The sequence below is a fragment of the Paenibacillus vulneris genome (assembly GCF_039543185.1).
Classification (GTDB): Bacteria; Bacillota; Bacilli; order Paenibacillales; family NBRC-103111; genus Paenibacillus_S; species Paenibacillus_S vulneris.
The window spans coordinates 15,280-37,448 of the sequence record NZ_BAABJG010000011.1 but is presented as its reverse complement, the minus strand read 5'-3'; the positions used below and the strand labels follow the sequence as shown (position 1 = coordinate 37,448).

25 protein-coding genes are annotated in these 22,169 nt (G+C 48.6%); all 25 read left to right on the top strand.

Annotated features, from left to right (window positions below; translation table 11 throughout):
• The first annotated feature begins 16 nt into the window (after window positions 1–16).
• The 25 genes from ndk to ABEA66_RS11000 all read left to right on the top strand — a co-directional run bounded on the left by ndk (window position 17) and on the right by ABEA66_RS11000 (window position 22,168).
• Entirely contained in the window at window positions 17–460 is a 444-nt protein-coding gene (gene ndk / locus ABEA66_RS11120; protein ID WP_345587598.1) for a nucleoside-diphosphate kinase, read from the top strand.
• A gap of 15 nt (window positions 461–475) precedes the next feature.
• Window positions 476–1,255, top strand: coding sequence for a CheR family methyltransferase (locus ABEA66_RS11115; RefSeq protein WP_079910682.1), 780 nt, complete (start codon window positions 476–478; stop codon window positions 1,253–1,255).
• A gap of 77 nt (window positions 1,256–1,332) precedes the next feature.
• Window positions 1,333–1,497: a hypothetical protein gene (locus ABEA66_RS11110; RefSeq protein ID WP_192704867.1), complete on the top strand. Its 165-nt coding sequence runs from the start codon at window positions 1,333–1,335 to the stop codon at window positions 1,495–1,497.
• A 259-nt stretch (window positions 1,498–1,756) separates the two neighbouring features.
• Window positions 1,757–2,920, top strand: a complete 1,164-nt coding sequence (gene aroC / locus ABEA66_RS11105) for a chorismate synthase (RefSeq protein WP_079910681.1) — start codon at window positions 1,757–1,759, stop codon at window positions 2,918–2,920.
• Between the two features lie 18 nt (window positions 2,921–2,938).
• A complete protein-coding gene (gene aroB, locus ABEA66_RS11100; protein ID WP_079910680.1) occupies window positions 2,939–4,033 on the top strand; it encodes a 3-dehydroquinate synthase in 1,095 nt (364 codons plus the stop codon).
• Between the two features lie 4 nt (window positions 4,034–4,037).
• Window positions 4,038–4,415, top strand: a complete 378-nt coding sequence (aroH, locus tag ABEA66_RS11095; protein ID WP_079910679.1) for a chorismate mutase — start codon at window positions 4,038–4,040, stop codon at window positions 4,413–4,415.
• Window positions 4,416–4,682: 267 nt separating this feature from the next.
• The gene (trpE, locus tag ABEA66_RS11090) at window positions 4,683–6,221 is read left to right on the top strand and encodes an anthranilate synthase component I (RefSeq protein WP_345587597.1); all 1,539 of its coding nucleotides are present in this window, start codon (window positions 4,683–4,685) and stop codon (window positions 6,219–6,221) included.
• 73 nt (window positions 6,222–6,294) lie between these two features.
• Complete coding sequence (gene trpD, locus ABEA66_RS11085) at window positions 6,295–7,335, top strand: anthranilate phosphoribosyltransferase (RefSeq protein WP_079910677.1); 1,041 nt, start codon at window positions 6,295–6,297, stop codon at window positions 7,333–7,335.
• Complete coding sequence (gene trpC, locus ABEA66_RS11080; RefSeq protein WP_345587596.1) at window positions 7,325–8,122, top strand: indole-3-glycerol phosphate synthase TrpC; 798 nt, start codon at window positions 7,325–7,327, stop codon at window positions 8,120–8,122. Before trpD ends, trpC begins: the two co-directional genes overlap by 11 nt.
• A gap of 7 nt (window positions 8,123–8,129) precedes the next feature.
• On the top strand, window positions 8,130–8,837 hold the full coding sequence (locus tag ABEA66_RS11075; RefSeq protein WP_079910675.1) for a phosphoribosylanthranilate isomerase: 708 nt from the start codon (window positions 8,130–8,132) through the stop codon (window positions 8,835–8,837).
• Entirely contained in the window at window positions 8,830–10,035 is a 1,206-nt protein-coding gene (gene trpB / locus ABEA66_RS11070; protein WP_079910674.1) for a tryptophan synthase subunit beta, read from the top strand. The genes ABEA66_RS11075 and trpB overlap by 8 nt, the downstream gene beginning before the upstream one ends.
• Window positions 10,022–10,831, top strand: coding sequence for a tryptophan synthase subunit alpha (gene trpA, locus ABEA66_RS11065; RefSeq protein WP_079910673.1), 810 nt, complete (start codon window positions 10,022–10,024; stop codon window positions 10,829–10,831). Before trpB ends, trpA begins: the two co-directional genes overlap by 14 nt.
• A 185-nt stretch (window positions 10,832–11,016) precedes the next feature.
• Complete coding sequence (hisC, locus tag ABEA66_RS11060; RefSeq protein ID WP_079910672.1) at window positions 11,017–12,117, top strand: histidinol-phosphate transaminase; 1,101 nt, start codon at window positions 11,017–11,019, stop codon at window positions 12,115–12,117.
• Between the two features lie 58 nt (window positions 12,118–12,175).
• Complete coding sequence (locus tag ABEA66_RS11055) at window positions 12,176–13,267, top strand: prephenate dehydrogenase (protein WP_377741097.1); 1,092 nt, start codon at window positions 12,176–12,178, stop codon at window positions 13,265–13,267.
• A gap of 414 nt (window positions 13,268–13,681) precedes the next feature.
• A complete protein-coding gene (locus ABEA66_RS11050; protein ID WP_079910670.1) occupies window positions 13,682–14,272 on the top strand; it encodes an RNA polymerase sigma factor in 591 nt (196 codons plus the stop codon).
• A complete protein-coding gene (locus tag ABEA66_RS11045; RefSeq protein ID WP_256865342.1) occupies window positions 14,269–14,901 on the top strand; it encodes an anti-sigma factor family protein in 633 nt (210 codons plus the stop codon). Before ABEA66_RS11050 ends, ABEA66_RS11045 begins: the two co-directional genes overlap by 4 nt.
• 73 nt (window positions 14,902–14,974) lie before the next feature.
• Complete coding sequence (locus ABEA66_RS11040) at window positions 14,975–15,550, top strand: histidine phosphatase family protein (RefSeq protein WP_345587594.1); 576 nt, start codon at window positions 14,975–14,977, stop codon at window positions 15,548–15,550.
• Between the two features lie 150 nt (window positions 15,551–15,700).
• A complete protein-coding gene (locus ABEA66_RS11035) occupies window positions 15,701–16,837 on the top strand; it encodes a hypothetical protein (RefSeq protein WP_345587593.1) in 1,137 nt (378 codons plus the stop codon).
• Window positions 16,838–17,212: 375 nt separating this feature from the next.
• Entirely contained in the window at window positions 17,213–17,404 is a 192-nt protein-coding gene (locus tag ABEA66_RS11030; protein ID WP_079911043.1) for an IDEAL domain-containing protein, read from the top strand.
• Between the two features lie 117 nt (window positions 17,405–17,521).
• Window positions 17,522–17,950 carry a DUF2487 family protein gene (locus ABEA66_RS11025; protein ID WP_345587592.1) on the top strand — a complete coding sequence of 143 codons (429 nt, stop codon included), beginning with the start codon at window positions 17,522–17,524 and terminating at the stop codon, window positions 17,948–17,950.
• A 251-nt stretch (window positions 17,951–18,201) separates the two neighbouring features.
• A complete protein-coding gene (locus ABEA66_RS11020; protein ID WP_079910666.1) occupies window positions 18,202–18,750 on the top strand; it encodes a Rieske (2Fe-2S) protein in 549 nt (182 codons plus the stop codon).
• A gap of 16 nt (window positions 18,751–18,766) precedes the next feature.
• A complete protein-coding gene (gene qcrB, locus ABEA66_RS11015; protein ID WP_079910665.1) occupies window positions 18,767–19,438 on the top strand; it encodes a menaquinol-cytochrome c reductase cytochrome b subunit in 672 nt (223 codons plus the stop codon).
• A gap of 149 nt (window positions 19,439–19,587) precedes the next feature.
• Window positions 19,588–20,469, top strand: coding sequence for a menaquinol-cytochrome c reductase cytochrome b/c subunit (locus ABEA66_RS11010; RefSeq protein ID WP_345587590.1), 882 nt, complete (start codon window positions 19,588–19,590; stop codon window positions 20,467–20,469).
• Window positions 20,470–20,589: 120 nt separating this feature from the next.
• Window positions 20,590–21,255 (top strand): DUF1405 domain-containing protein, encoded by a 666-nt coding sequence (locus tag ABEA66_RS11005; RefSeq protein WP_306293522.1) that lies wholly within the window; start codon window positions 20,590–20,592, stop codon window positions 21,253–21,255.
• Window positions 21,256–21,298: 43 nt separating this feature from the next.
• Window positions 21,299–22,168: a sporulation protein YpjB gene (locus ABEA66_RS11000; protein WP_345587589.1), complete on the top strand. Its 870-nt coding sequence runs from the start codon at window positions 21,299–21,301 to the stop codon at window positions 22,166–22,168.
• The last annotated feature ends 1 nt before the right edge of the window (window position 22,169 follow it).

Genomic DNA, 22,169 nt, shown 5'->3' with positions numbered 1-22,169 from the left:
AAGGAGGAATTTGATCATGGAACGCACCTTTTTAATGGTAAAGCCTGACGGCATTCAACGCGGTCTCATTGGAGAAATTGTCAAACGATTTGAGCAAAAAGGGTTTCAACTGGTTGGAGCGAAGCTGATGCAGGTATCGGTTGAGCTGGCAGAGCTCCATTACGCAGAGCATAAGGGGAAAGATTTTTACGACAGACTAGTCACCTTTATAACCTCCGGACCTGTCTTTGCCATGGTTTGGGAAGGCGATCAAGTGGTTGCGCTCTCAAGAGCCATGATCGGCAAGACCAGCGCGCTGGATGCAGCCCCTGGAACAATCCGGAGCGATTTCGCAGTACATACGAATTATAATCTGATTCACGGGTCCGACTCGCCGGAAAACGCGGAAAGAGAAATTGCTAATTTCTTCGGGGAGCACGAATTGGTGAATTACACCAAAGTGATACAACAGTGGATCTAGGATGGGGATAGCCGCATGGAGGATCAAGATTTTCTTTTATTTATAAAAAAGGTCAAAGATTACACATCCATTGATTTGTCGCAGTATAAGGAAGCCCAGATGAAACGGCGCTTAACGACCCTAAGAATGAAGAAGGGGCACAACACCTTCGTTGCTTTCTTTGAGGCAATGACAAAGGATAAAGAGCTGTTCTATGAGTTCCTGGACCGGATGACGATCAATGTTTCCGAATTTTGGCGCAATCCGAACCGGTGGGAGGTATTGGAGAAGACGTTCCTGCCCGATATGCTTCGCAAAAGCCGGAAGCTCAAATGCTGGAGCGCCGCCTGTTCAACCGGTGAGGAGCCGTATACGCTGGCTATGATTCTGGCCGAGCTCAATGCGTTGAAGGATGCCCATCTGCTGGCTACCGATCTCGATGAGGGAGCGCTGGCCAAGGCGAAAAGCGCCATATACTCCGACCGTTCGGTTCGGGACGTTCCGAGCCATTATTTGAACAAGTATTATAAACAAGAGAACTTAACGTTCTCCATTACCGAGGAATTGAAGCGTGAGGTGCGCTTTCAAAAGCAAAACCTGCTGACCGATACGTTTGATACGCAGTTTGATTTGATTATTTGCCGCAACGTGATGATTTATTTTACTGAGGAAGCGAAGCACTTATTGTATCATAAATTCGCGAATGCCCTGAAGCCGGGCGGCATATTGTTCGTAGGCAGCACCGAGCAAATTTTTTCTCCGGGCCAATACGAGCTGGAATCCGCCGAAACGTTTTTTTACCGGAAAAAGGGATAAACCTAACTTCGGATGTATATCTTCTTCCATCCCTTCCAATACTGAAAAACATGGACAACTACTTGCAGGAGGGCCCGATGGATAAAAGAAAAGTGATCATGGCATACCGGAGAGGTTTTATTACGATGCAGGAGTGCGCTCAAATATTGGGAATCGATTCATTGCAGGTGATGGGAATGGTAGATGATCCTGAACTGAACGAAATGCCGAGACCATTGAAAAGGCAGCCTGTTAACGGTTAGGTTGTTACGTAATCCGATAAATATAGGGGAAGAGGCGCTAGCGCGGCTTGTAAGCTGTCGCAGCGCTTCTTTTTTTGATTTTATGCCCATTTGATCATTCGTCACAGTAAAGAACGATATATGGCGATTTGACGCCGTTTTCTTGTCAAACCGTGACACCTATACTATAATTAGCACATGATGGAGTACATAAAAGCGCTAAAGCGTGCCGAACGGTGCCGTGCTTTTTTGGGTTACAGGATGAAAGGGGAAAACGAGTGTGAGATATTTAACGGCAGGGGAAACCCACGGCCCGCAGCTGACTGCGATTATTGAAGGCTTTCCGAGCAACGTGACCATAGACTTCGAAGAGGTGAACTTTCAGCTGGCCCGGCGTCAAAAAGGCTACGGCCGCGGACGCCGCATGCAAATTGAACAGGACACCGCTAACATCGTCGGTGGCGTAAGACATGGCAAAACCACAGGTGCTCCTATCGCTTTAGTGGTTGAAAATAAGGACTGGAAGCACTGGACCTCGGTCATGAATATCGAGCCTATTGAAGGCAATGATGAAACGAAGCGCCGCGTGAACCGCCCTCGTCCCGGTCATGCGGATTTGAACGGCGGATTGAAATATAATCAGAAGGACCTGCGCAATATCCTGGAGCGGTCGAGCGCCAGAGAAACGACCATGCGCGTTGCCACCGGTGCCGTTGCTCGTCAGCTTTTGTCCGCATTCGGCATTAAGGTAGCAAGCCAGGTCATCCGTATTGGTGAAATTGAAGTGAAGCGTCAGGAGCTACCGATCGATGAGCTGATTCGTATTACGGAAGAATCTCCTTTGCGCGTAGTGGACAAGGATGCGGAAGCGCAAATGATCGCTGCGATCGACGCGGCCAAAGAGGATGGCGATACGCTGGGCGGTATCGTGGAGTGTATCATTGAGGGGGTTCCCGTTGGCTTGGGAAGCCACGTACAGTGGGACCGCAAGCTGGATGGACGCATCGCGCAGGCGGTATTGTCGATTCAGGCCTTCAAGGGCTGCGAGATCGGTATCGGGTTTGAAGCGGCGAAGCTGAGAGGCTCCAAAGTACATGATGAGATTATGTATAATGAAGAGAGAGGATTTTATCGCGCATCCAACCGGGCAGGCGGCTTTGAGGGCGGCATGACAACCGGTGAGCCTATCGTGGTTCGCGGCGTGATGAAGCCGATTTCGACGTTATACAAAGCTCTGCAGAGTGTGGATATCGATACGAAAGAAGCGTTTACCGCACAGGTGGAGCGTTCCGATACTTGTGCAGTCGCAGCAGCCGGCGTCATTATGGAGAACATTATCGCATGGGAAGTTGCCAATGCGTTCCTGGATAAATTCGGCGGAGACTCGCTTGAAGAGATCCGTAATAACTACAATAGCTTCATGGAGCAAGTAAAAAGCTATTAGAAGCGGAGCGTGAAACCGGTGAGAGAGCTTACGGTAGATTTAGGGGAACGTTCGTATCCGATTTATATCGGGGAAGGTATATTGGATCAAGTCGGTGAGTTATTCATCAAGCATAAACTCAGTAATGCTTCCCCTCTGCTGCTCGTGACGGATTCGAATGTAGCCAAGTTTCATCTGGAGCCTGTCGTGAAGAAGATCCAGGAGGCGGGATATAAGGTTGCCACTCACGTTGTAGCTGCCGGAGAGAAGTCCAAGTCACTAAGCGTCCTGGAGGAGGTCGTAGCAACGGCCTTGGAGGCGGGACTGGACCGCAAGTCTTCCGTCATCGCCCTGGGAGGCGGCGTCGTTGGTGATTTGGCCGGCTTCGTAGCCGCAAGCTATATGCGCGGAGTTCGCTTTATTCAGATTCCGACAACCATTCTGGCACATGACAGCAGTGTCGGCGGCAAGGTGGCCGTTAATCATCCGTTGGCGAAGAACATTATCGGTGCGTTTCATCAACCAGAGATGGTTATATACGATACGGCTACACTCAAGACCCTACCGGATCGCGACGTCAGAGAAGGCTTGTCGGAAATGATCAAGCATGGCCTCATATGGGATGCCGGGTTCACAGCATGGCTGGAAGAAAACGCTGAGAAGCTGGTTTCCTTGGACCAAGAGGCATTGCAGTACGGCTTGTACGAGGGCTGTAAGGTGAAAGCCTATGTCGTGTCCCAGGATGAGACGGAGAACGGTCTTCGGGCTATTCTGAATCTTGGGCATACGATCGGCCATGCATTAGAAGCCGTTGCGAGCTACAATGAGCTGCATCACGGGGAAGCCATTTCGATCGGAATGGTTGGAGCTGCCAAGCTGGCTGTTAAGCTCGGTAATCCGGAGCATATCTATACAGTGACCAAGCGTATTTTACAAAAGTTCGGTCTTCCGACCCGGCTGCCGGCCCATTTGGACACGGATGAAATCATGCGCGCCATGATGCATGACAAAAAATTTCAAGAAGGAACGATGGTATTTATCATTCCTACGGAGATCGGCAAGGTTGAAATCAACAAATCGGTATCTGCGGCTGACGTAAGAGAAGTCGTGGAGCAATTGAAACAGGAGGCATAAATTCATGCTAGTTCGGGGAATTCGCGGTGCGACAACAGTTGAACATGACGAGAAGAATGAAGTATTGACGGCAACAAGAGAACTGCTGCAGCAAATTATTGCAGAAAACGGAATACTCCCTGAGGAAATCGCGTGTGTGTTTATCACGGTGACCAATGATCTCACCACAACATTCCCGGCTGTAGCCATTCGTCAGCTTCCGGGCTGGGAGCTTGTACCGTTGATGTGCTCGCTCGAGGTGCCGGTTGAAGGCAGTCTGCCAAAGTGCATCCGTTTGATGGTGATGGCCAATACGGAGAAAAGACAGGATGAGATTGTGCATGTCTACTTGAAAGAGGCTATGCGCCTTCGTCCTGATTTATCGAAATTGACAAAAGCATAAAAGCCATAGTATAGTTACAGTAGTGATTTAGAACAGTTAAGAGCAGAGCAGAGTAGAGTTCAGTTTAGATTGAGCAGAGTTGAGTAAGAGCCGAGCGTATTGCAATAGTCCCGTGCGTTTGATATTGCACTTTATTTTATGTTGCCTTTTATTGGCACAGGACTACGGTTATGATCATCTGCGAAACCAACCTCTACTTTGACGTAGAGGTTTTTTTGTTTATATCTGACATGTTGTTGATTTGAGATGAGAAGAGGAGAGAGTAGGATGTATACACCAGAGCTTAAGGAAGTTATTCGATTATCCCGCCAGTATAATTTGATTCCGGTCGTACGGACGCTTATGGCGGACACCGAGACGCCGATTCGCGTATTCCAGCACTTTTATCAGGAGAAACGCGCATTTCTGCTGGAAAGCGTGGAGGGCGGAGTGAAATGGGCCCGATATTCCTTTATCGGCACGGATCCCTTCCTTATGATTACTGCCAAAAATGGTGTAACCCAGATCGAGAGCCAGAACGAAACGAAGCATTCAATGGAAAAGCCTATCGAAGTATTGAAAGGCTATCTGCGGGCTTATTCCAGCCCGTCGCTTCCTGATTTGCCCCGCTTTAGCGGCGGAGCGGTTGGATTTTTCGGTTATGATTTGCTGCAATATTATGAAAAGCTGCCTGCGCACCGGGTAGATGATCTGCAAATGAACGATATCCAGTTCATGTTTTGCGATCAAGTTATCGTATTCGATCATTTCAAACAGCAGATCAAGGTCATCGCGAACGTTCATGTTCCCCAGCATGGTTCGGATGCGGAGATTGCAGCTGCTTATGAGGCCACTTGTGCCAAAATTGATGAAACGATGGAGCGCTTGAAGCGTCCGCTGCCTGTATTCTCCATGGCTCAGCAGCAAATTCCCGAAGAAGTGGAGCTTGGCGAGCTGAAGTCGAACGTAACGAAAGAGCAGTTTATTGCAAACGTGGAGAAAGCCAAGGAGTACATTCGTGCGGGAGACATTTTTCAAGTGGTGCTGTCCCAGCGGTTTGAGATCGAGACCGATGTATCTCCGCTTCATGTGTACCGGATCTTGAGAACGATGAACCCGTCGCCTTATATGTACTGTCTGAAGATGGACGATGAAGTCATCGTAGGTACTTCCCCTGAGCTGCTGGTTCGCGTGGAGGACGAGAAGGTCGAGACACGGCCAATCGCTGGAACACGCCCGCGTGGAGCGACACCTGAGCAGGACCAAGCCTACGAAATCGAGCTGCTGGCCGATGAGAAGGAACGCGCCGAGCATTTGATGCTCGTGGACCTGGGACGCAACGACATCGGACGCGTATCCGAGTTCGGGAGCGTGCATTGCGATACCCTCATGCAGGTGGAACGCTATTCTCATGTGATGCACATTGTATCGAACGTATCCGGTAAAATCGCGAAGGATAAAGATTTCTTCGATGCCTTTATTTCCTGCTTACCGGCAGGAACCGTATCCGGAGCACCCAAGCTGAGAGCAATGGAGATCATTGCGGAAGTGGAAAATGAGGCGAGAGGCGCCTATGCCGGAGCTATTGGTTATTTGGGCTTTTCCGGCAATATGGACACATGCATAACGATTCGTACGATTATTTTCAAAAATGGAAAAGCCTACGTTCAAGCGGGAGCGGGTATCGTATGGGATTCCGTGGCGGAAAGCGAATATCAGGAGACTGTCAACAAAGCGAAGGGGATGCTGAAATCCATTCGCACGGCAGAGGCTGTTTTTTCGCAGAAATCGTATGCTCATGCAGTCATTAACCACGACTACTATTAATCTATTACTCTGCCAGCCGGAGGGCTTCGGGGTCATTGTCGGCTGCTAATGAAATTATGGGGAGGCAGTTCACATGGAAAAAAAGGTTACGGTTCAACAAGCGATACAACAGATCATTAATGCTCAGCATTTGACGCGTTCAGAGGCCAGAGACGTAATGTCCGATATTATGGATGGCCTGGCGACACCGGCTCAGATCGGAGGTTTTCTCACTTCGCTTAGAATGAAGGGGGAAACGATCGAGGAGATTACCGGGTTTGCCGAAGCGATGAGATTGAAGGCGAACCATGTACGGACGGAACGTACTCAATTACTGGATACTTGCGGTACTGGCGGAGATGGAGCCGATACATTCAATATATCGACCACAGCGGCTATTGTTGCGGCTGCAGGCGGAATTCGGGTTGCCAAGCACGGCAACCGGGCGATGTCGAGCAAGAGCGGCAGCGCGGATGTGCTGGAGGCACTGGGCGTCAATATTGATCTGGACCAGGAGTATGCCGCGAAATGTCTGGAAGAAGTAGGGATCTGCTTCATGTTTGCGCAGAAGTACCATCAATCGATGAAGCATGCGGCGCTTCCGCGCAGGGAGCTGGGCTTCCGCACAGTATTCAACCTTCTCGGGCCGCTGACGAACCCTGCGGGCGCCGATCGTCAAGTGCTGGGTATATTCGACCGCGGCAAAACGGAAACGATGGCTCATGTCATGAGAGCCTTGGGTGTGAAGCGTTCGCTGGTCGTAGCCAGTCTCGACGGCTTGGACGAAATCAGCATTTCCGACGCAACGCAGGTGACGGAGCTGAAGGACGAGGATATATTTACTTACGAGGTAACGCCGGATTTGCTCGGACTTAAAAGCTACAGCATCAAAGAGGTGGTCGGCGGAGATGCGGCGACCAATGCAGAAATCATTCGCAGTGTGTTCCATGGCGCAACAGGCGCTTGCCGCGATATCGTGCTTGCCAATGCAGGGGCATGCTTCTACGTGACAGGCAAATGCTCTACGCTGCAAGAGGGCGTGAAGTATGCGGCTCATGTGATCGATTCGCGTCAGGCTTTGAATAAATTGCAGGAACTAGTCCAATTTACGGGAGAAATCAGACATGTTTCTTGATAAAATCGTAGCAACTAAAGTACAGGAAGTTGAAGCATTGAAGCAAACTGTAACGATAGCCCAGATGGAGCAGCGCATTGCCGCGCTGCCCCCTTGCCTGGGCTTTGAGCAAGCACTGGCTCAAGGCCGCAAACGTCCTATGAGGCTTATTGCCGAGGTGAAGAAGGCATCGCCTTCCAAAGGGTTGATCCGCAGTGATTTTGAGCCCGTACAGCTGGCTCAGGCATATGAGAGAGCAGGGGCCGATTGCTTATCGGTCTTAACCGATGTAGACTATTTTCAGGGCTCCAACGAGTATTTGAGCAGGGTAAGACAGTCCGTGAAGCTTCCTTTGTTAAGAAAGGACTTTACCATTGATCTCCATCAAATCTACGAAGCCCGCTGCATCGGAGCCGATGCTATCCTGTTAATAGCAGCCATTTTAACAACTGAACAGCTTAAGCAGTTTTCAGAAACGGCCAAAGACCTCGGTTTGGATGTGCTGGTCGAGGTTCATGATAAGGAAGAGCTGGACCGTGTGCTGACCTTGGACGCAACATTGATCGGAATTAATAACCGCAATCTGAAGACCTTCGTAACGGATCTGAAGACGACGGAGGAGCTGATCTCCTTTATTCCAAAGGATGTAACGATTGTAAGTGAGAGCGGCATCTCGCAACCGTCAGAAATTGAATATTTGCAATCGATCGGCGCGAAAGCGGTGCTGGTAGGAGAACATTTCATGCGTCAGCCAATCGTTGAGCAGGCTGTGCATGACTTGATGGGAAATGCTGCCGTAAAGGGGTAAAACAGTCATGACAAGCGTAAAAATATGCGGGTTGAAGGATGTGCAAACCGTTCAATCCATCCTGCATTTGCCGATAGATCACATCGGCTTTCTTTTTGCCAAGAGCAAGCGTCAGGTAACTCCACAGCAGGCAGGAGAATTGATTCGTGTCATAACGGATTGGAAGTCTTCCGGAAAAGCGGCTCCTCTGACTGTGGGTGTGCTAGTTAACCCGTCAAGGGAGGAGCTGGCTGACGTTCTGAAGGAGGCTCCGCTCGATATATTGCAGCTTCACGGACATGAAACCCCGGAGGAATGCCGTTGGATTAAGAATGTATTCCCTGGAATCCGCCTGTGGAAAGTTGTATCCGTAACGAATGTCCGGCAAGGGGATGAGCATGAGAGTCCTCAGAGCTCTAAGGATGTCATTGCGGCGCAGCTTGATCCGTTCAAGGATGTTGTGGATGCCATCTTGCTGGATACGTTTGATCCTGTGTATGGCGGCGGATCAGGCAAAACATTTGCTTGGGAGACCATCCCGCCCTACCAGGAATGGAGCCGATCGGCGGGAGTCCCCTTGCTTGTGGCCGGCGGGCTGCATGCAGATAACGTAGGAGAGCTGCTGGACGCTTATACGCCTGACGGAGTAGACGTATCCAGCGGTGTAGAGACGGAAGGCGTAAAGGATATTGCAAAAATAACCAGCTTTGTCGAAAGGGTGAAGCATCGTGTATAACGTACCAGATGAGCATGGGCGATTTGGGAAGTTTGGGGGACGCTACGTTCCCGAAACGTTAATGAACGCGTTGATTGAATTGGAAGAAGCATATAAGAAATATGTGAAGGAAGAGAAATTTCAGCAGGAATTGACCTATTTGCTGCACCGGTATTCGGGCCGGCCAACCTCCCTTTACTATGCCGAGCGCTTATCCGCTCACTTGGGCGGAGCCAAAGTATACCTGAAGCGCGAGGATTTGAATCATACCGGAGCCCATAAAATTAACAATTCATTGGGTCAAGGACTCTTGGCCAAATGGATGGGCAAGAAGAAGCTGATCGCCGAGACCGGAGCGGGTCAGCACGGCGTTGCTACAGCAACGGTTGCCGCTCTGCTGGGCTACGAATGTAAGGTATTCATGGGTGAAGAGGATATGAAGCGTCAGCAGCTTAATGTGTTCCGGATGAATCTGCTGGGTACGGAAGTCGTACCGGTAACATCCGGTACCCGCACGCTGAAGGACGCATGCAACGAAACGCTTCGCTACTGGGTTAGCCACGTTGACGATACCTTCTATATCCTTGGGTCTGCAACGGGACCGCATCCGTATCCGATGATGGTTCGCGATTTCCAACGCATTATCGGAGATGAAGCCCGCAAGCAAATTCTTGAGCTGGAAGGCAAGCTGCCCAATGCGGTCATTGCCGCAGTAGGAGGCGGAAGCAACGCCATCGGGATCTTCTATCCGTTCGTGCAGGATGAAGGCGTACGCTTGATTGGTGCCGAAGCGGCTGGCCGCGGAATCGACACGAAGGAGCATGCCGCAACCATGACCCTGGGCAGCCATGGGGTATTCCAAGGCTCGATGAGCTACTTGCTGCAGGATGAATATGGACAAGTACAGGAGGCGCATTCGATCTCCGCCGGTCTGGACTATCCTGGTATCGGTCCTGAGCATGCTTATCTTAAGGATTCCAAACGCGCGGAGTACTATCCGATCACGGACAAGGAAGCGCTGGACGCTTTGCAGCTGTTGAGCCGTACGGAAGGCATTATTCCGGCCCTGGAAAGCGCTCATGCCATCGCTCAAGCGATGAAGGTGGCTCCAACGATGGGCAAAGACGAAGTCATCGTCGTGAGCTTGTCCGGCCGCGGAGATAAGGACGTAGAAGCGATTATGGGCTATTTGGGAGGTGCTGTTCATGAATCGCATTGATCGTACATTTGCGGAACTGAAAGAACGGAAGCAGCCGGCCTTTATTCCTTTTTTATCGATTGGCGATCCGGACCTGAAGACTTCGGTTGACATTATTAAGCAGCTGGAGAAGTCCGGTGCCAGCATGGTGGAGCTGGGAGTTCCTTATTCGGATCCGCTGGCGGACGGTCCGGTCATTCAGCGTTCTTCGATGCGGGCTCTGAAGAAGCATCAGGTTTCCATTAAAGATGTTATTCAAGTGGCAAGACAGGCACGTAGCGAAGGCTGCGAGCTGCCGTTCATCTTGTTTACTTACTATAATCCCGTGTTGCAATTCGGCTTGAACAAAATTTTCACCCTATTGCAGGAGAGCGATATTAGCGGAATGATTATTCCCGACCTGCCGATGGAAGAGGACGCAGAGGTACGTAAGCTGGCGGACGAGCACGGGATTCATTTGATTCCACTCGTCGCACCTACATCCAACGACCGTATCAAGCGAATCGTCTCCCGTGCCTCCGGCTTTGTTTACTGTGTTTCTTCCTTAGGAGTTACCGGTACAAGAACCGAGTTTCACAGCGGAATTGACGATTTCCTGAAGACGGTGAAGGAGTCGACCTCGCTGCCTATCGCTATCGGTTTTGGCGTTTCGACGCATGAGCAGTTTGCAAGATTCGCCGGGATTTGTGACGGCATCGTTGTCGGTAGCGCGCTGGTCCGCCAGGTAGAGGAGGCACTTCCTTTATTTGAGCAGGAGGAGACGCGGCCGCAGGCACTTATGCAAATTCATAACTTCGTAACCCAGTTAATTGGATAAAGCAGGACCCTCGCGATCATTAGGATCGGCGGGGGTATTTTTTTTGGTGATGCGACTTAATATAAAACTTTTCTTTTTTTCATAGTTGTGAGAAAATTGATAGGAAGCAACAAATAGCGAGCGTGTTCAATCGGGGCACGCATTTGCCATAATTGGATTATTACTTTGAATGAGGTGACCCTAAAGTGCAACCTAAGAAAAACATTGTCCATCTGCCGGTCTACAAACCGGGCAAGCCTATGGAAGAAGTAAAGCGTGAACTGGGCTTGACGGAAGTCATCAAGCTGGCTTCTAACGAAAATCCGTTCGGGTCTTCTCCTAAAGTAAAAGAGGCAATCCTCTCGCTGCTCGATCAAACGAGCATTTATCCGGACGGCGGAGCCGTTGATCTGACGAAGGCGGTAGCAGACCATTTCGGAGTAGAAACGAACCAGGTTATTTTCGGAGCGGGGTCTGACGAAATCATTTTGATGCTGGCCCGCGCCTTTTTCGTACCGGGTGATGAAACCATCATGGCTACGCCTACCTTCCCGCAATACAAGCACAATGCCGAGATTGAGGGAGCTGTTTGCATAGAAGTGCCTTGCATCGACGGGTTTCAGGACCTGAAGGGCATGCTGGCCAAAGTCAATGAACGTACCAAAATTATTTGGCTGTGCAACCCTAACAATCCTACAGGAACGATGCATTCCCATCAAGAGGTGGTTGACTTTATTAATGCCGTTCCGCCTCATGTTCTGATCGTGCTGGACGAAGCTTATGCGGAATACAACGTGAGCGGTGAATACCCTGACAGCATCGGTCTTATCAAGCAATACAAAAATGTCATCAGTCTTCGCACCTTCTCTAAAATTTACGGATTGGCTTCTCTTCGCATCGGTTACGGTATCGGTCATCCAGATGTGATTAAATCGATCAATCAAGTTCGCGAGCCGTTCAATACGACAAGCTTTGCACAAAAAGCTGCTTTAGCCGCTCTTGCAGATGAGCAGTTTATAGAGGATTGCCGTCAAGCCAATGCGGCTGGCATTAAGTACTTATCGGCTCAATTTGATCAAATGAAGCTGAATTACTATCCTGCACACGGCAACTTTATTATGGTTGATGTAGAGCGTCCGGGAGGCCAAGTGTTCGAGGCCATGCTCCGCAAGGGTGTAATCGTTCGCCACGATCCAGGTTGGGGTATGCCGACCATGCTCCGCGTTACGGTGGGCAGCCAAGAGCAAAACGAGAAGTTTATCCGCGCACTGCAAGAGACGCTTGAAGAAGTGGCTGTTATCGCTTAATATCTTCACACTGCACTGCTTTAGTGTCTGTTAGCAAATTCAAAGAAGGAAGCTATTCATGACGAAAATCGCTATTTTTGGCGTGGGACTCATTGGAGGGTCCTTAGCGCTTTGTTTTAAAGGCAAGCCTGGAATTACGGTGGTGGGTCATTCTCCGAACCAAGCATCGGTAGAACGTTACTTAAAACGCCAAGTGGTTGACCATGCGACTACTTCCATGGAAGAGGCCGTAGAGGACGCCGATTTCATCTTTATCTGTGTGCCCGTCGGTAATTTGGAAGAATACTTGGCTAAGATCGCCAAGCTTCCTTTAAAACCGGGCTGCATTATTACGGATGCAGGAAGCACCAAGGCGTCCATCTCATCCTTCGCCTCTTCGTTGAAGCTGAAGGATGCTTACTTCATTGGAGGACATCCGATGGCAGGGAAGGAGAAGTCTGGTGCGGAAGCGGCGACGTCGCATTTGTACGAGAATGCCTTCTATGTGCTGACTCCGGATGCAACCATTCCGGACGAAGTGTACAACCGTCTGGCGGAGCTGCTTCAATGGACTCGCGCGCACCTGGTCAAGCTGAATCCCAAGCTGCATGATGAAGTGGTCGGGGCTATCAGCCACTTGCCGCATATCATCGCGGTTGCGCTGGTGAATCAGATCGCTGGCTACAACGAGTCGAACGAGTACTATCAAAATTTGGCCGCTGGAGGTTTCAGGGACATTACCCGCATAGCGTCTAGTGACCCGATTGTCTGGCGCGACATATTAAGCGACAACAGAGAAGTGATCCTGCGGCTGCTGGAGGACTGGAACTCGGAGATTGCACGGTTTATAGAGCAGCTGAAGCATAACGACCGTGAGGGGATAGAGGAACAGTTCCGCCGTGCCAATAAGTTTCGCTCCGCATTGCCGGAGAGACGCAAGGGCGTGCTGACCTCCGTGTATGAAGTTTATGTTGACGTACCGGATCATCCGGGTATCATCGGTCAAATTACTACACTGCTTGGGAATCACCGGATCAACCTCAGCAATATTCAAATCATTGAAAGCAGAGAGGACATCCCGGGAGTCCTTCGGTTGTCTTTCCGTGAGGAATACCACATGGATAAGGCTATCGAGTTATTGAAAGAAGAGAACTACGCGGTTCACGTGTAGTTCTCTTTTTTTCTAAAAATAAAATAAAACGTTTTCAAAAAAGTATTGACATTTTGAAAACGTATACATATAATAAAAGTACAGTATGGTTTCTCTCCACTCCTATCCGAATAATGGCACTATGTGCAGCCACCTCATGCAGGTGGTTCTTTTTTTTGTGTTTATAACCATTTTTTCTAGTATAAGTAATAGAATAGGTAGTGGGTACTTACACCTTTTTTTGGAAGTTATTCTGAAAGTTGTATGAAAGCTGTCGATTAAGCAGGATTTTTGACCAAGTTTACCGAATAAAATAATAAGGCTAAAAGTATTCCTAAAATTTTTTTAAAATACCGCAACTTTTTTACTCCCCCTACAGTAAAAACAAGTAGTATCACTGGGAGTAACCAGGAATCACAAGGAGGGTCGTACTAAATGACCGATTCCCAGTTGATCAGAGAGATCAAGGACGGCAACGTCCAATTATATGATGAGCTAATGCGTCGCTACGAACGGAAAATTCTTGCCTTTATCTATCACATGTTGAAGAGCGCCCAGATGGAATCGTTCGCGGAGGATTTATGCAATGAGACCTTCTATAAAGCGTACCGAAGCCTGCACTCCTTTCGTGAGGTGGAGGCGACCTTCTCTACATGGCTGTATACGATAGCAAGGAATACGGTGCTGAGCGAGCTGCGTAAAAATAAAAGTATCAAGGTATCTTTGGAAGAAAGCGGACATGAGCCTCATGCCGGGTCGGATGTGATGCCGGAATTGACGGTTCTTCGGAATGAGAAAGTGACGATGGTACGCGAGGCTATCAACAATTTGCCTGAGAAGCAGCGGTCCGCGCTTATCCTGCGCGAATACGACCAATTGGATTACCAGGAGATTGCCAATATCCTCGGGCAGACGGTAAGTTCGGTCAAATCCTTGCTGTTCAGAGCCAGAGCCAGTGTAAAGCTCCAATTGGAGCCATACTTTCTCGATCCGATCTTTGAGGAGTACGAAGGGATGAAACGATGATGAAGTGTGAAGATATTCAAGAGCTGCTGGGTACCTACTGGGATTTGCCTGAGCATGACTTAAAAAGACAATGTGTGGATGAGCATATTAAAACGTGCAGCTACTGCGCGATGGAATTTGAGATATGGCGCGAGAGCACGGAGCTGATTAAATCCGCGGCAGGCGCTGAAGAGCTGGCTGAGATTTCTACGCCGATTTCCCGCAATGTCATGAACCGCATCTATGAGGATGAATCCTGGAGGGTGCCGGTTACGGATCGGATGTACGCCATCTCGTTTAAGCTGCGCAGGAATATTACGGCGGTCGTCGCGTTCTGCCTTGCCTTGTTTATTTTTTCATTCGTATACTCCATCACGCATCAAGCCGCACCGGAAATGACTGCTTCCACGTCAGGCTCTGCCGTATTCGGGCGAATCGGGGATCCCGTCGTCGTCGCAGGAAGTCAATCGGATTCGATGAACGTACATACGATGCCTTCCGCGGTGGCTAGCTTAAAAGGGTTTAGCGAACCGTTCATGTATCAGGTAGGCCCGATCCATACGTTCAAGGACTACTTAATTTTCGTTTCGCTGTTAGGTCTTACCTGCACGCTGCTTATCATGAATTGGTTTTCCAGAACGAAATCATAGGTTCGAATGAGCTTCGCCCCGATGCCGGGGCGTTTGTCATCTTCAGAGAAAAAACGGAAAGTGAGAGGATAATTTGATTACATTAGGATTTATTCGGCACGGGACTACGGAATGGAATTTGGCAGGGAGAATGCAAGGCCAAATGGATACGGCTCTGGCTGAGGTGGGGATTCATCAGGCAAAGCTTCTGGCGGAGAGACTTAGGGGAGAGGCTTGGGACGGTATTGTAACGAGCGACTTGGTTCGGGCTCAGCAAACAGCGGAGACGATAGCGCGTACTACGGGTACCCCGATCCTAAGCAGTGATATTCGTCTGCGTGAGCGATCCTTTGGACAGGTTGAAGGGACAACTCTGGAGGAACGGATTTCACGTTGGGGTGAAGGATGGAGGCAGGCTGATCTGGGGATGGAACCGGATGAGGCGTTGTTGGCCCGGTGGCACTCTTTTATGGAAGAACTGCTGGCGAATCATGCTGGTAAACGAATTCTGATCGTCAGTCACGGAGGCTATATAGCCCCTGTTGTTGAGATGATGCTGGGCAAACCGATCGAAGAGCATTTGAACAACACCTCGCTTACGATTGTGGAAGGCCTTCCGAAGAATTGGACCTGCACATTATTGAACTGTACAAACCATTTGAATCCATGACGAAATTTTAGAACGAGGCTCTGATAACGCTCCTAACTAAGGGGGCGTTTTTTTGTTTTTCAATAGAGATGAATTTTTCTCAGAATATGCGTTTTAAAAACGGAACATCTTCCCATAATGGTACTAAGCCTATTTTGGAGGTGTGGTGCCATGAATTTAGCAGATATGTTGAGTTATGCGGATATTCACGAGTTGAGCCGGATCGCTAATACGTACAACTGCGATTGCAACGGCCACTCCAAAAATGAGCTGATCCAGTCCATCTTGTCGACGGTCAATCGAAGGGAGATATTTGAGCGTCAGGTTATTGATTTATCCATCGAGGACGTTCGATTCTTAAATTCTCTAATCTTCGACCAGCGGGGATCCTTTAGTCTGGAAGAACTTATTGCGCGAGTGCAGCAAAGCCGGTTCTCGAAGGATGAAGATGAGATGTGGAACCCCAGGGACATGATCTCCCGATTTAAGCAGCGGGGATGGCTCTTCAACGGATATTCCCAAAACACCCGCTATTTGTTCCAGGTGCCTGCCGATCTGAAACGAAGATTTAGCGAAGCCTTGACCAAGCAGTTTCGTCAGCAGCTCGTGCAATCGAATGAACCCATCGTATACCGGGACGAGCAGAAGCTGCTGATCGACGACATCTATCATTTTCTCCATTACGTGCAGCAGAATGAAGCGATTTTGACATCGGATACCACGTTGTACAAGAGGCAGCTTATGCAGATTCTCGACCGGTTTTCAGTTAAGGAGGAGCCAGTTGGCAAAACAGCTTGGCGCTTCGGTTACGGACGGTTTTTCAAGGATTACCCGAATCGGTTCTCCCTCATCTATGATTACTGCTATTATGCTGAACTGATAACAGAGCACAACCAGGTACTGGCCTTAACTGAAAAAGGGGCGAGTCGGGTAGCTCACGGACAAAAGGAAGATATCCTGCAGGTTTACAAATTTTGGATGCGGTTGTACAAGAATGCGATTCCTAATCTGCAATCCCTTGTGTACTGGATCGAAAAGCTCGCGGCGGGCTGGGTAACTCTAGCTTCCGTAAAAACAGTCCTGCTGCCGTTAGTTCGTCCTTTCTATTATGATACTCCCGATTCCATACTGGAACAGAGAATATTACAAATGATGATGCACCTGGGGCTGCTTCGTATCGGCGAGACGGAGGAAGACGGGACCGTGATTCAAATGTCCAAGCTAGGCAGCAGCGTTGTTCAAGGGATTTATGTGAACGAAGAGGATAAAGTCGCCCTTCCGTTCGATAGTCGCGAGAGACTGAGCTAGTCATTAGACTAATTTCCGCCAACAGGCTGCGGTGGATCAGAGGGTCAATCAGGGTCAGGCGCGTCAATTGTTCTCGGCAAACCCGGATAGGTAAAGACACATTCATCAGGATGGGGGCTATTGTACTTAACGGAGGCGGCGCTCATGAATATGCTTTAGTAGGGGCAGTTTCGTTAAGGCAGGAGAAGCGGCATTCTCCTCTTACCCTTTCATCAGGCTCACGGAAAATTGGTACTAGAGCTGCGGCTATGATGTCTGCGGCGAATCAAGCGGCCGGTGGGCAGCTGTGTGAAGAAAAGCATCGAACAAAAGACAACATGTGAGGCCAAAAGCGTAAAAATAGTTGAAATGCGGACCGGTTTGGAGGTAGGTTCTATGGGCAAAATGAATGTTTCCAATGATATGATGCTGGGCTTGTTTGCGGAGATGGTTCTTGATGAAGCCATACGCAAATACAAGGAGCAGTATTTGTACAGAGAGATTGATATAGCTTTGGCAAAGGGAGACGAAGTTTCGTTTCTAGCCCTCACTACAGAACTGAAATCGCTCAATGCACATGGTCAATAAAACGAAGCACCTTGGCCTGAATTATGACATTTTTTTGAAAGGCATGTGAAGATGATTCATATGTCTTTTTTTTGTGTTATGGTGAGTTGGAACTAATTGAACGCGGAGGCGAATGGAATGAAGTTTAGCGATGTGGAAAGTGCATCTTGGGAAGAACTGCGCCCCTATGTGGATACGTGTCTGCTTCCAGTAACCGGTCTGACAGGCAGTGAGCAGCCTTGGGAGGCGACCCAGGCGCTGGAAAAGCTGAGGGATGCGCTGGATTGCTTTGAGATTCCGTACAAGGGGCGCGTGTTGACCTATCCCGCTTTTCATTATATAGAAGGAGAAGAAGGTAAACAGCTTCTTATAAACGTCTGTGAAAGGTTAAAGCAAAGCTTTCCTTACTTGATTCTCGTATCGGCCTCGAACGAGATTCAACTGCCCGAGAGCGGGGAAGCATTTGATTTGGCATTTATACTTACTCCGGATCAATTTGGCGAATCTTCGGCGGAAGTGAAACAGAACATTGCCTCGCAGCTGCAAAGTTTATGGGCGCAGAAGTAAGGGCTGCACATAGTGTATGATTGGTTACATTTTTGCTAATTCTAAGTAACGGGACAAAGAAAAATTTCTTTGTGAACAGATGTGACAATTTCGTTAAATGTTACTACTGGGACAAGAATTGATGGCTCGAAATGGAAGTTGACATTCTTGACGCACCTAGAGTCGTAAGCTATTATTAGTAATGTCCTAGTATGTGGTGTAAAGTTATGTCGAACGACGTGATATATGTTGCAAAAGGGGGTAGAACGAGAATGAGTGAGCACAATAGCCATGATGCGCAGCATCAGGGAGAGAGACCAGTGAAACGTCGCGAGATGTCCCGCAGACAGTTCCTGTCCTATACCCTTGGTGGTGCTTCAGCTTTCATGGGCGCCGGAATGATTGTTCCTATGCTACGATTTGCTGTCGATCCGGTACTTCAACCGAAAACACAAGCTGCTTGGGTTAAAGTAGTTGAAGAATCAAAGATTGCAAGCGAACCTAAATCCTTCAAATTTAAAGTGCATCAGATTGACGGCTGGTATGAGAGCGACGTTGAGCTGGAAGCTTGGATTGCGAAGGATAAAGATGGCAATATCTTCGCATTGAATCCAACCTGTAAGCATCTTGGATGTACGGTTAACTGGAATGCAAATCCGGAGTTTAAGGACCAGTACTTTTGTCCATGCCACGGCGCACACTATACAGTAGACGGTAAAAACCTTGCTGTTGCGCCATTGCCTTTGGACCAATACGATCTGAAGGTTGAGAACGGCTTTGTTTATTTAGGACAACTTGGTCCTAACAAAAGGGTGAAATAAGGAGGCGTAACATCGGATGTTTAAAGCTATGTATAACTGGATTGATGAACGTCTTGATATCACGCCGATGTGGAGAGATGTTGCCGATCACGAGGTTCCTGAACACGTTAACCCGGCACACCATTTTTCCGCATTTGTTTATTGCTTCGGTGGATTGACGTTTTTTATTACGGTTATTCAAATTTTGTCCGGGATGTTCTTGACGATGTATTACGTACCGGATATTATCAACGCTTACGCGAGTGTTGACTATCTCCAGCATAAAGTAGCATTCGGCGTTATTGTACGCGGTATGCACCACTGGGGAGCGAGTTTGGTTATCGTAATGATGTTCTTACATACGCTTCGCGTGTTCTTCACAGGCTCCTATAAAGCCCCACGCGAAATGAACTGGGTTGTCGGTGTGCTTATCTTCTTCGTTATGCTGGGTCTTGGTTTCACAGGATACCTCCTGCCTTGGGATAACAAAGCATACTTCGCAACACAAGTAGGTATCAAAATTGCCGCTTCTGCACCTTATATCGGCGATTACATCAAAACCTTCCTGCAAGGTGGAGAGATTGTCGGAGCGCAGACCCTGACTAGATTCTTTGCATTGCACGTGTTCTTCTTGCCAGGCGTGCTGTTGGCATTGTTGGCGGGACACTTCTTTATGATTCGTAAGCAAGGGATTTCCGGTCCGCTTTAATGAGATATCGCAGTACATAAGATCGTCCGCTATGGTCGGTCGCTTGTGCTGTCACGGTGATTGTTCTTGCGTGCAGAGAGCTGTCTAACGCTCCGCCAGAGCCGACCCAGCTTTCTGACACAAAAAGAAGTAAGTAAGGAGGGGCGAAATTGGCACACGGCCATAAGTCTGACGAAAAAATCGTTTATGTAGGAGATTCGCGCGTTCGCGCTAAATCTTCCTCAATGAGTCAACCGGATTACTCGGCCTTCCCTGGGAAATCCGAGGTGTTCATCCCGAACTTCTTGTTAAAAGAATGGATGGTTGGGGTCGTTGTACTTGTTGGGATCTTGGTGTTAGTTGTGTCTGATCCGGCTCCGCTCGGATATCCTGCGGATCCGACCAATACGCAATTTATCCCGATGCCTGACTGGTACTTCCTGTTTATGTACCAACTGTTGAAATATCCGTATACTTCGGATCAATTCGTCGTATTCGGTACGTTGATCGTTCCAGCCATCATGTTCGGCGGTTTGATGGTTGCTCCTTTCCTGGATACAGGAAAAGAAAGACGCTTCTACAAACGTCCGATCGCTTCAACGTTGATGTTCTTAACTCTTATCGCTTGTACTTATTTGACGGTTGTTTCTTGGACGCACTATGAGCATGAAATGAAGGACAAGAATATGGTTCCTGAGCACATTAAGCGTGAAGAAGAACTGCATGCCGGCAAAGGGGAAAGCGGCGGAGGCGGAGCTAAGAAGCCTGCAGCAGCGGCTGCTATCGTTGCTCCTGATGATCCTGGCGCTGAGCTGTACAAGAAGGCGACTTGCGTAGCTTGTCATGGCGGCGAATTGAAAGGGATGCCTTCTTCCGGAATCCCTGCATTGCGCGGTGTCGGAGATAAGCACAGCCAAGAAGAGATCATGAACATCATTAAAAAAGGGCAAGGCAACATGTCCGCACAATATGATGAAAATATCAAAAAAGGCTTGACTGACGCAGACATCAACAAGGTGGCTGAATGGTTGGCTAAGCAGAAGAAAGAATAGTTTAGAGACCTGACCGTTGCTTGCGGTCAGGTCTTTTTACGGCATAAGTAGGTTCAACTTCTCTAATTAAATGACCTCAATATTAAATAAAAGCAATGCATATGTGCGGGAGGTAACCCAATGCTTAGCATGTCGCTTCGAACCTATTTTTCCAAGGCTTTCCTGGGAAGCCGATTTATGCTTTGGTCGTTGTTCTGGATCAACTTTCTGGGTACGATTTACGGCTACGAATGGTACTGGAAGCAAATGGAATATACAATAGAGAATATGTCCGCAGCTTACCTTCCTTTTGTCCCGGATAGCCCGACTGCAAGCTTGTTCTTTACGGGAACTCTCGTCTATCTTCTTGTGGATTCCTATAAGGGAAGGATAGCTGAACCTAAGCAGAGTGCATTCCGAAGCTTTGTAGAAGCGTTTGCAGTCATTACTTCCTTTAAATATGGAATATGGGCTGTCACTATGATCTGGGCAGGGGTGTACCAGGGCAGTGAAGTCAGCTGGCAGGATTGGATGCTGACGATATCCCATCTTGGAATGGCTGCCGAGGCGTTGTTATACTTGAGATTGTATACATATCGTGTTTGGCCGATCCTGCTTGTGGGCATTTGGGCACTGAGCAATGACTATATGGACTATGTTGAAGGTGTATTTCCTTGGCTGCCTGAAACCCTGATGGACGATCTTCCTGCCGTTGCCTCATTTACAATTGAATTAAGCTTCGTTAGTATCATTGTTGCGTTCATTATCTATAAGATAAGACAAGTTTTAGCTAAACGAGAGGTCTAAATGTGGACATCCCTCCATAGGATGATGGTAGGAGGGATGTCCAATGTTGTTTAATCGTGCATGGAAAGGCATTGGCCTCATGCTGGTTATGCTCTTATGTATTCAGCTGCTGGCAGGATGTCTGCAAACGGACAAGCCAAAGCAGGAGTCTATCGAACCTAAGCCTTCCACAGAACAGCTGGAGAGGGTTGATCTGCTTAATCAAACAGTAGATGAAATGTACAAAAAGGTTATGCAGGGGGATATAACGGGAGGCCGTACGGTTATTCAGCAAGTTAGCGACTTGGTGACAACTATTCGCTATGAAGGTTTAACGACGCTAGAAGGGCTGAATGCCTTAACCGAAGCCGTCGCTCAAGGGAAACGATTATTGAACTCTACCCGCTATTCTTCTGATGAAGGCGTCGTCGCAGCTGCACAAATCCGGTTGGCTGCAGATGCTCTGTCACATCCTGAGCAGCCGATGTGGCTTCAGTATTACAAGCTGCTGAAGGAAGATCTGAATGGAATCGAGCAGGCAGCAAAAAGCGAGAAGCTGGCCGACTTCAAAAAAGACGTCGGAAGCTTTGAACGGCATATTTCCATCATTCATCCAAGCCTTCTCATTAGCCGGGATCCGACTGATGTAGAGAAGCTGGATTCCCTGGTAACGTTTGTTGCAGGACAGATTAAGACGGAGCAATCCCCGTACCAACCGATAGTGAATTTGCTGCCGGCCATTCATCAAATCATAGACAAGCTGTTTTTGAAGAAGGATACGACCGCGTTCCTCCCGGTAGTGGACGATAAAAACCCGATATTATGGACTTTTGTCATGGCTTCTGTCATTATGGCCGCCCTCGGCTTTGCAGGCTGGCGGTTGTCTAAAAAAGACAACGGTATGGTTCTTGTCAGAAGAAAGGAAGAGAGATAAA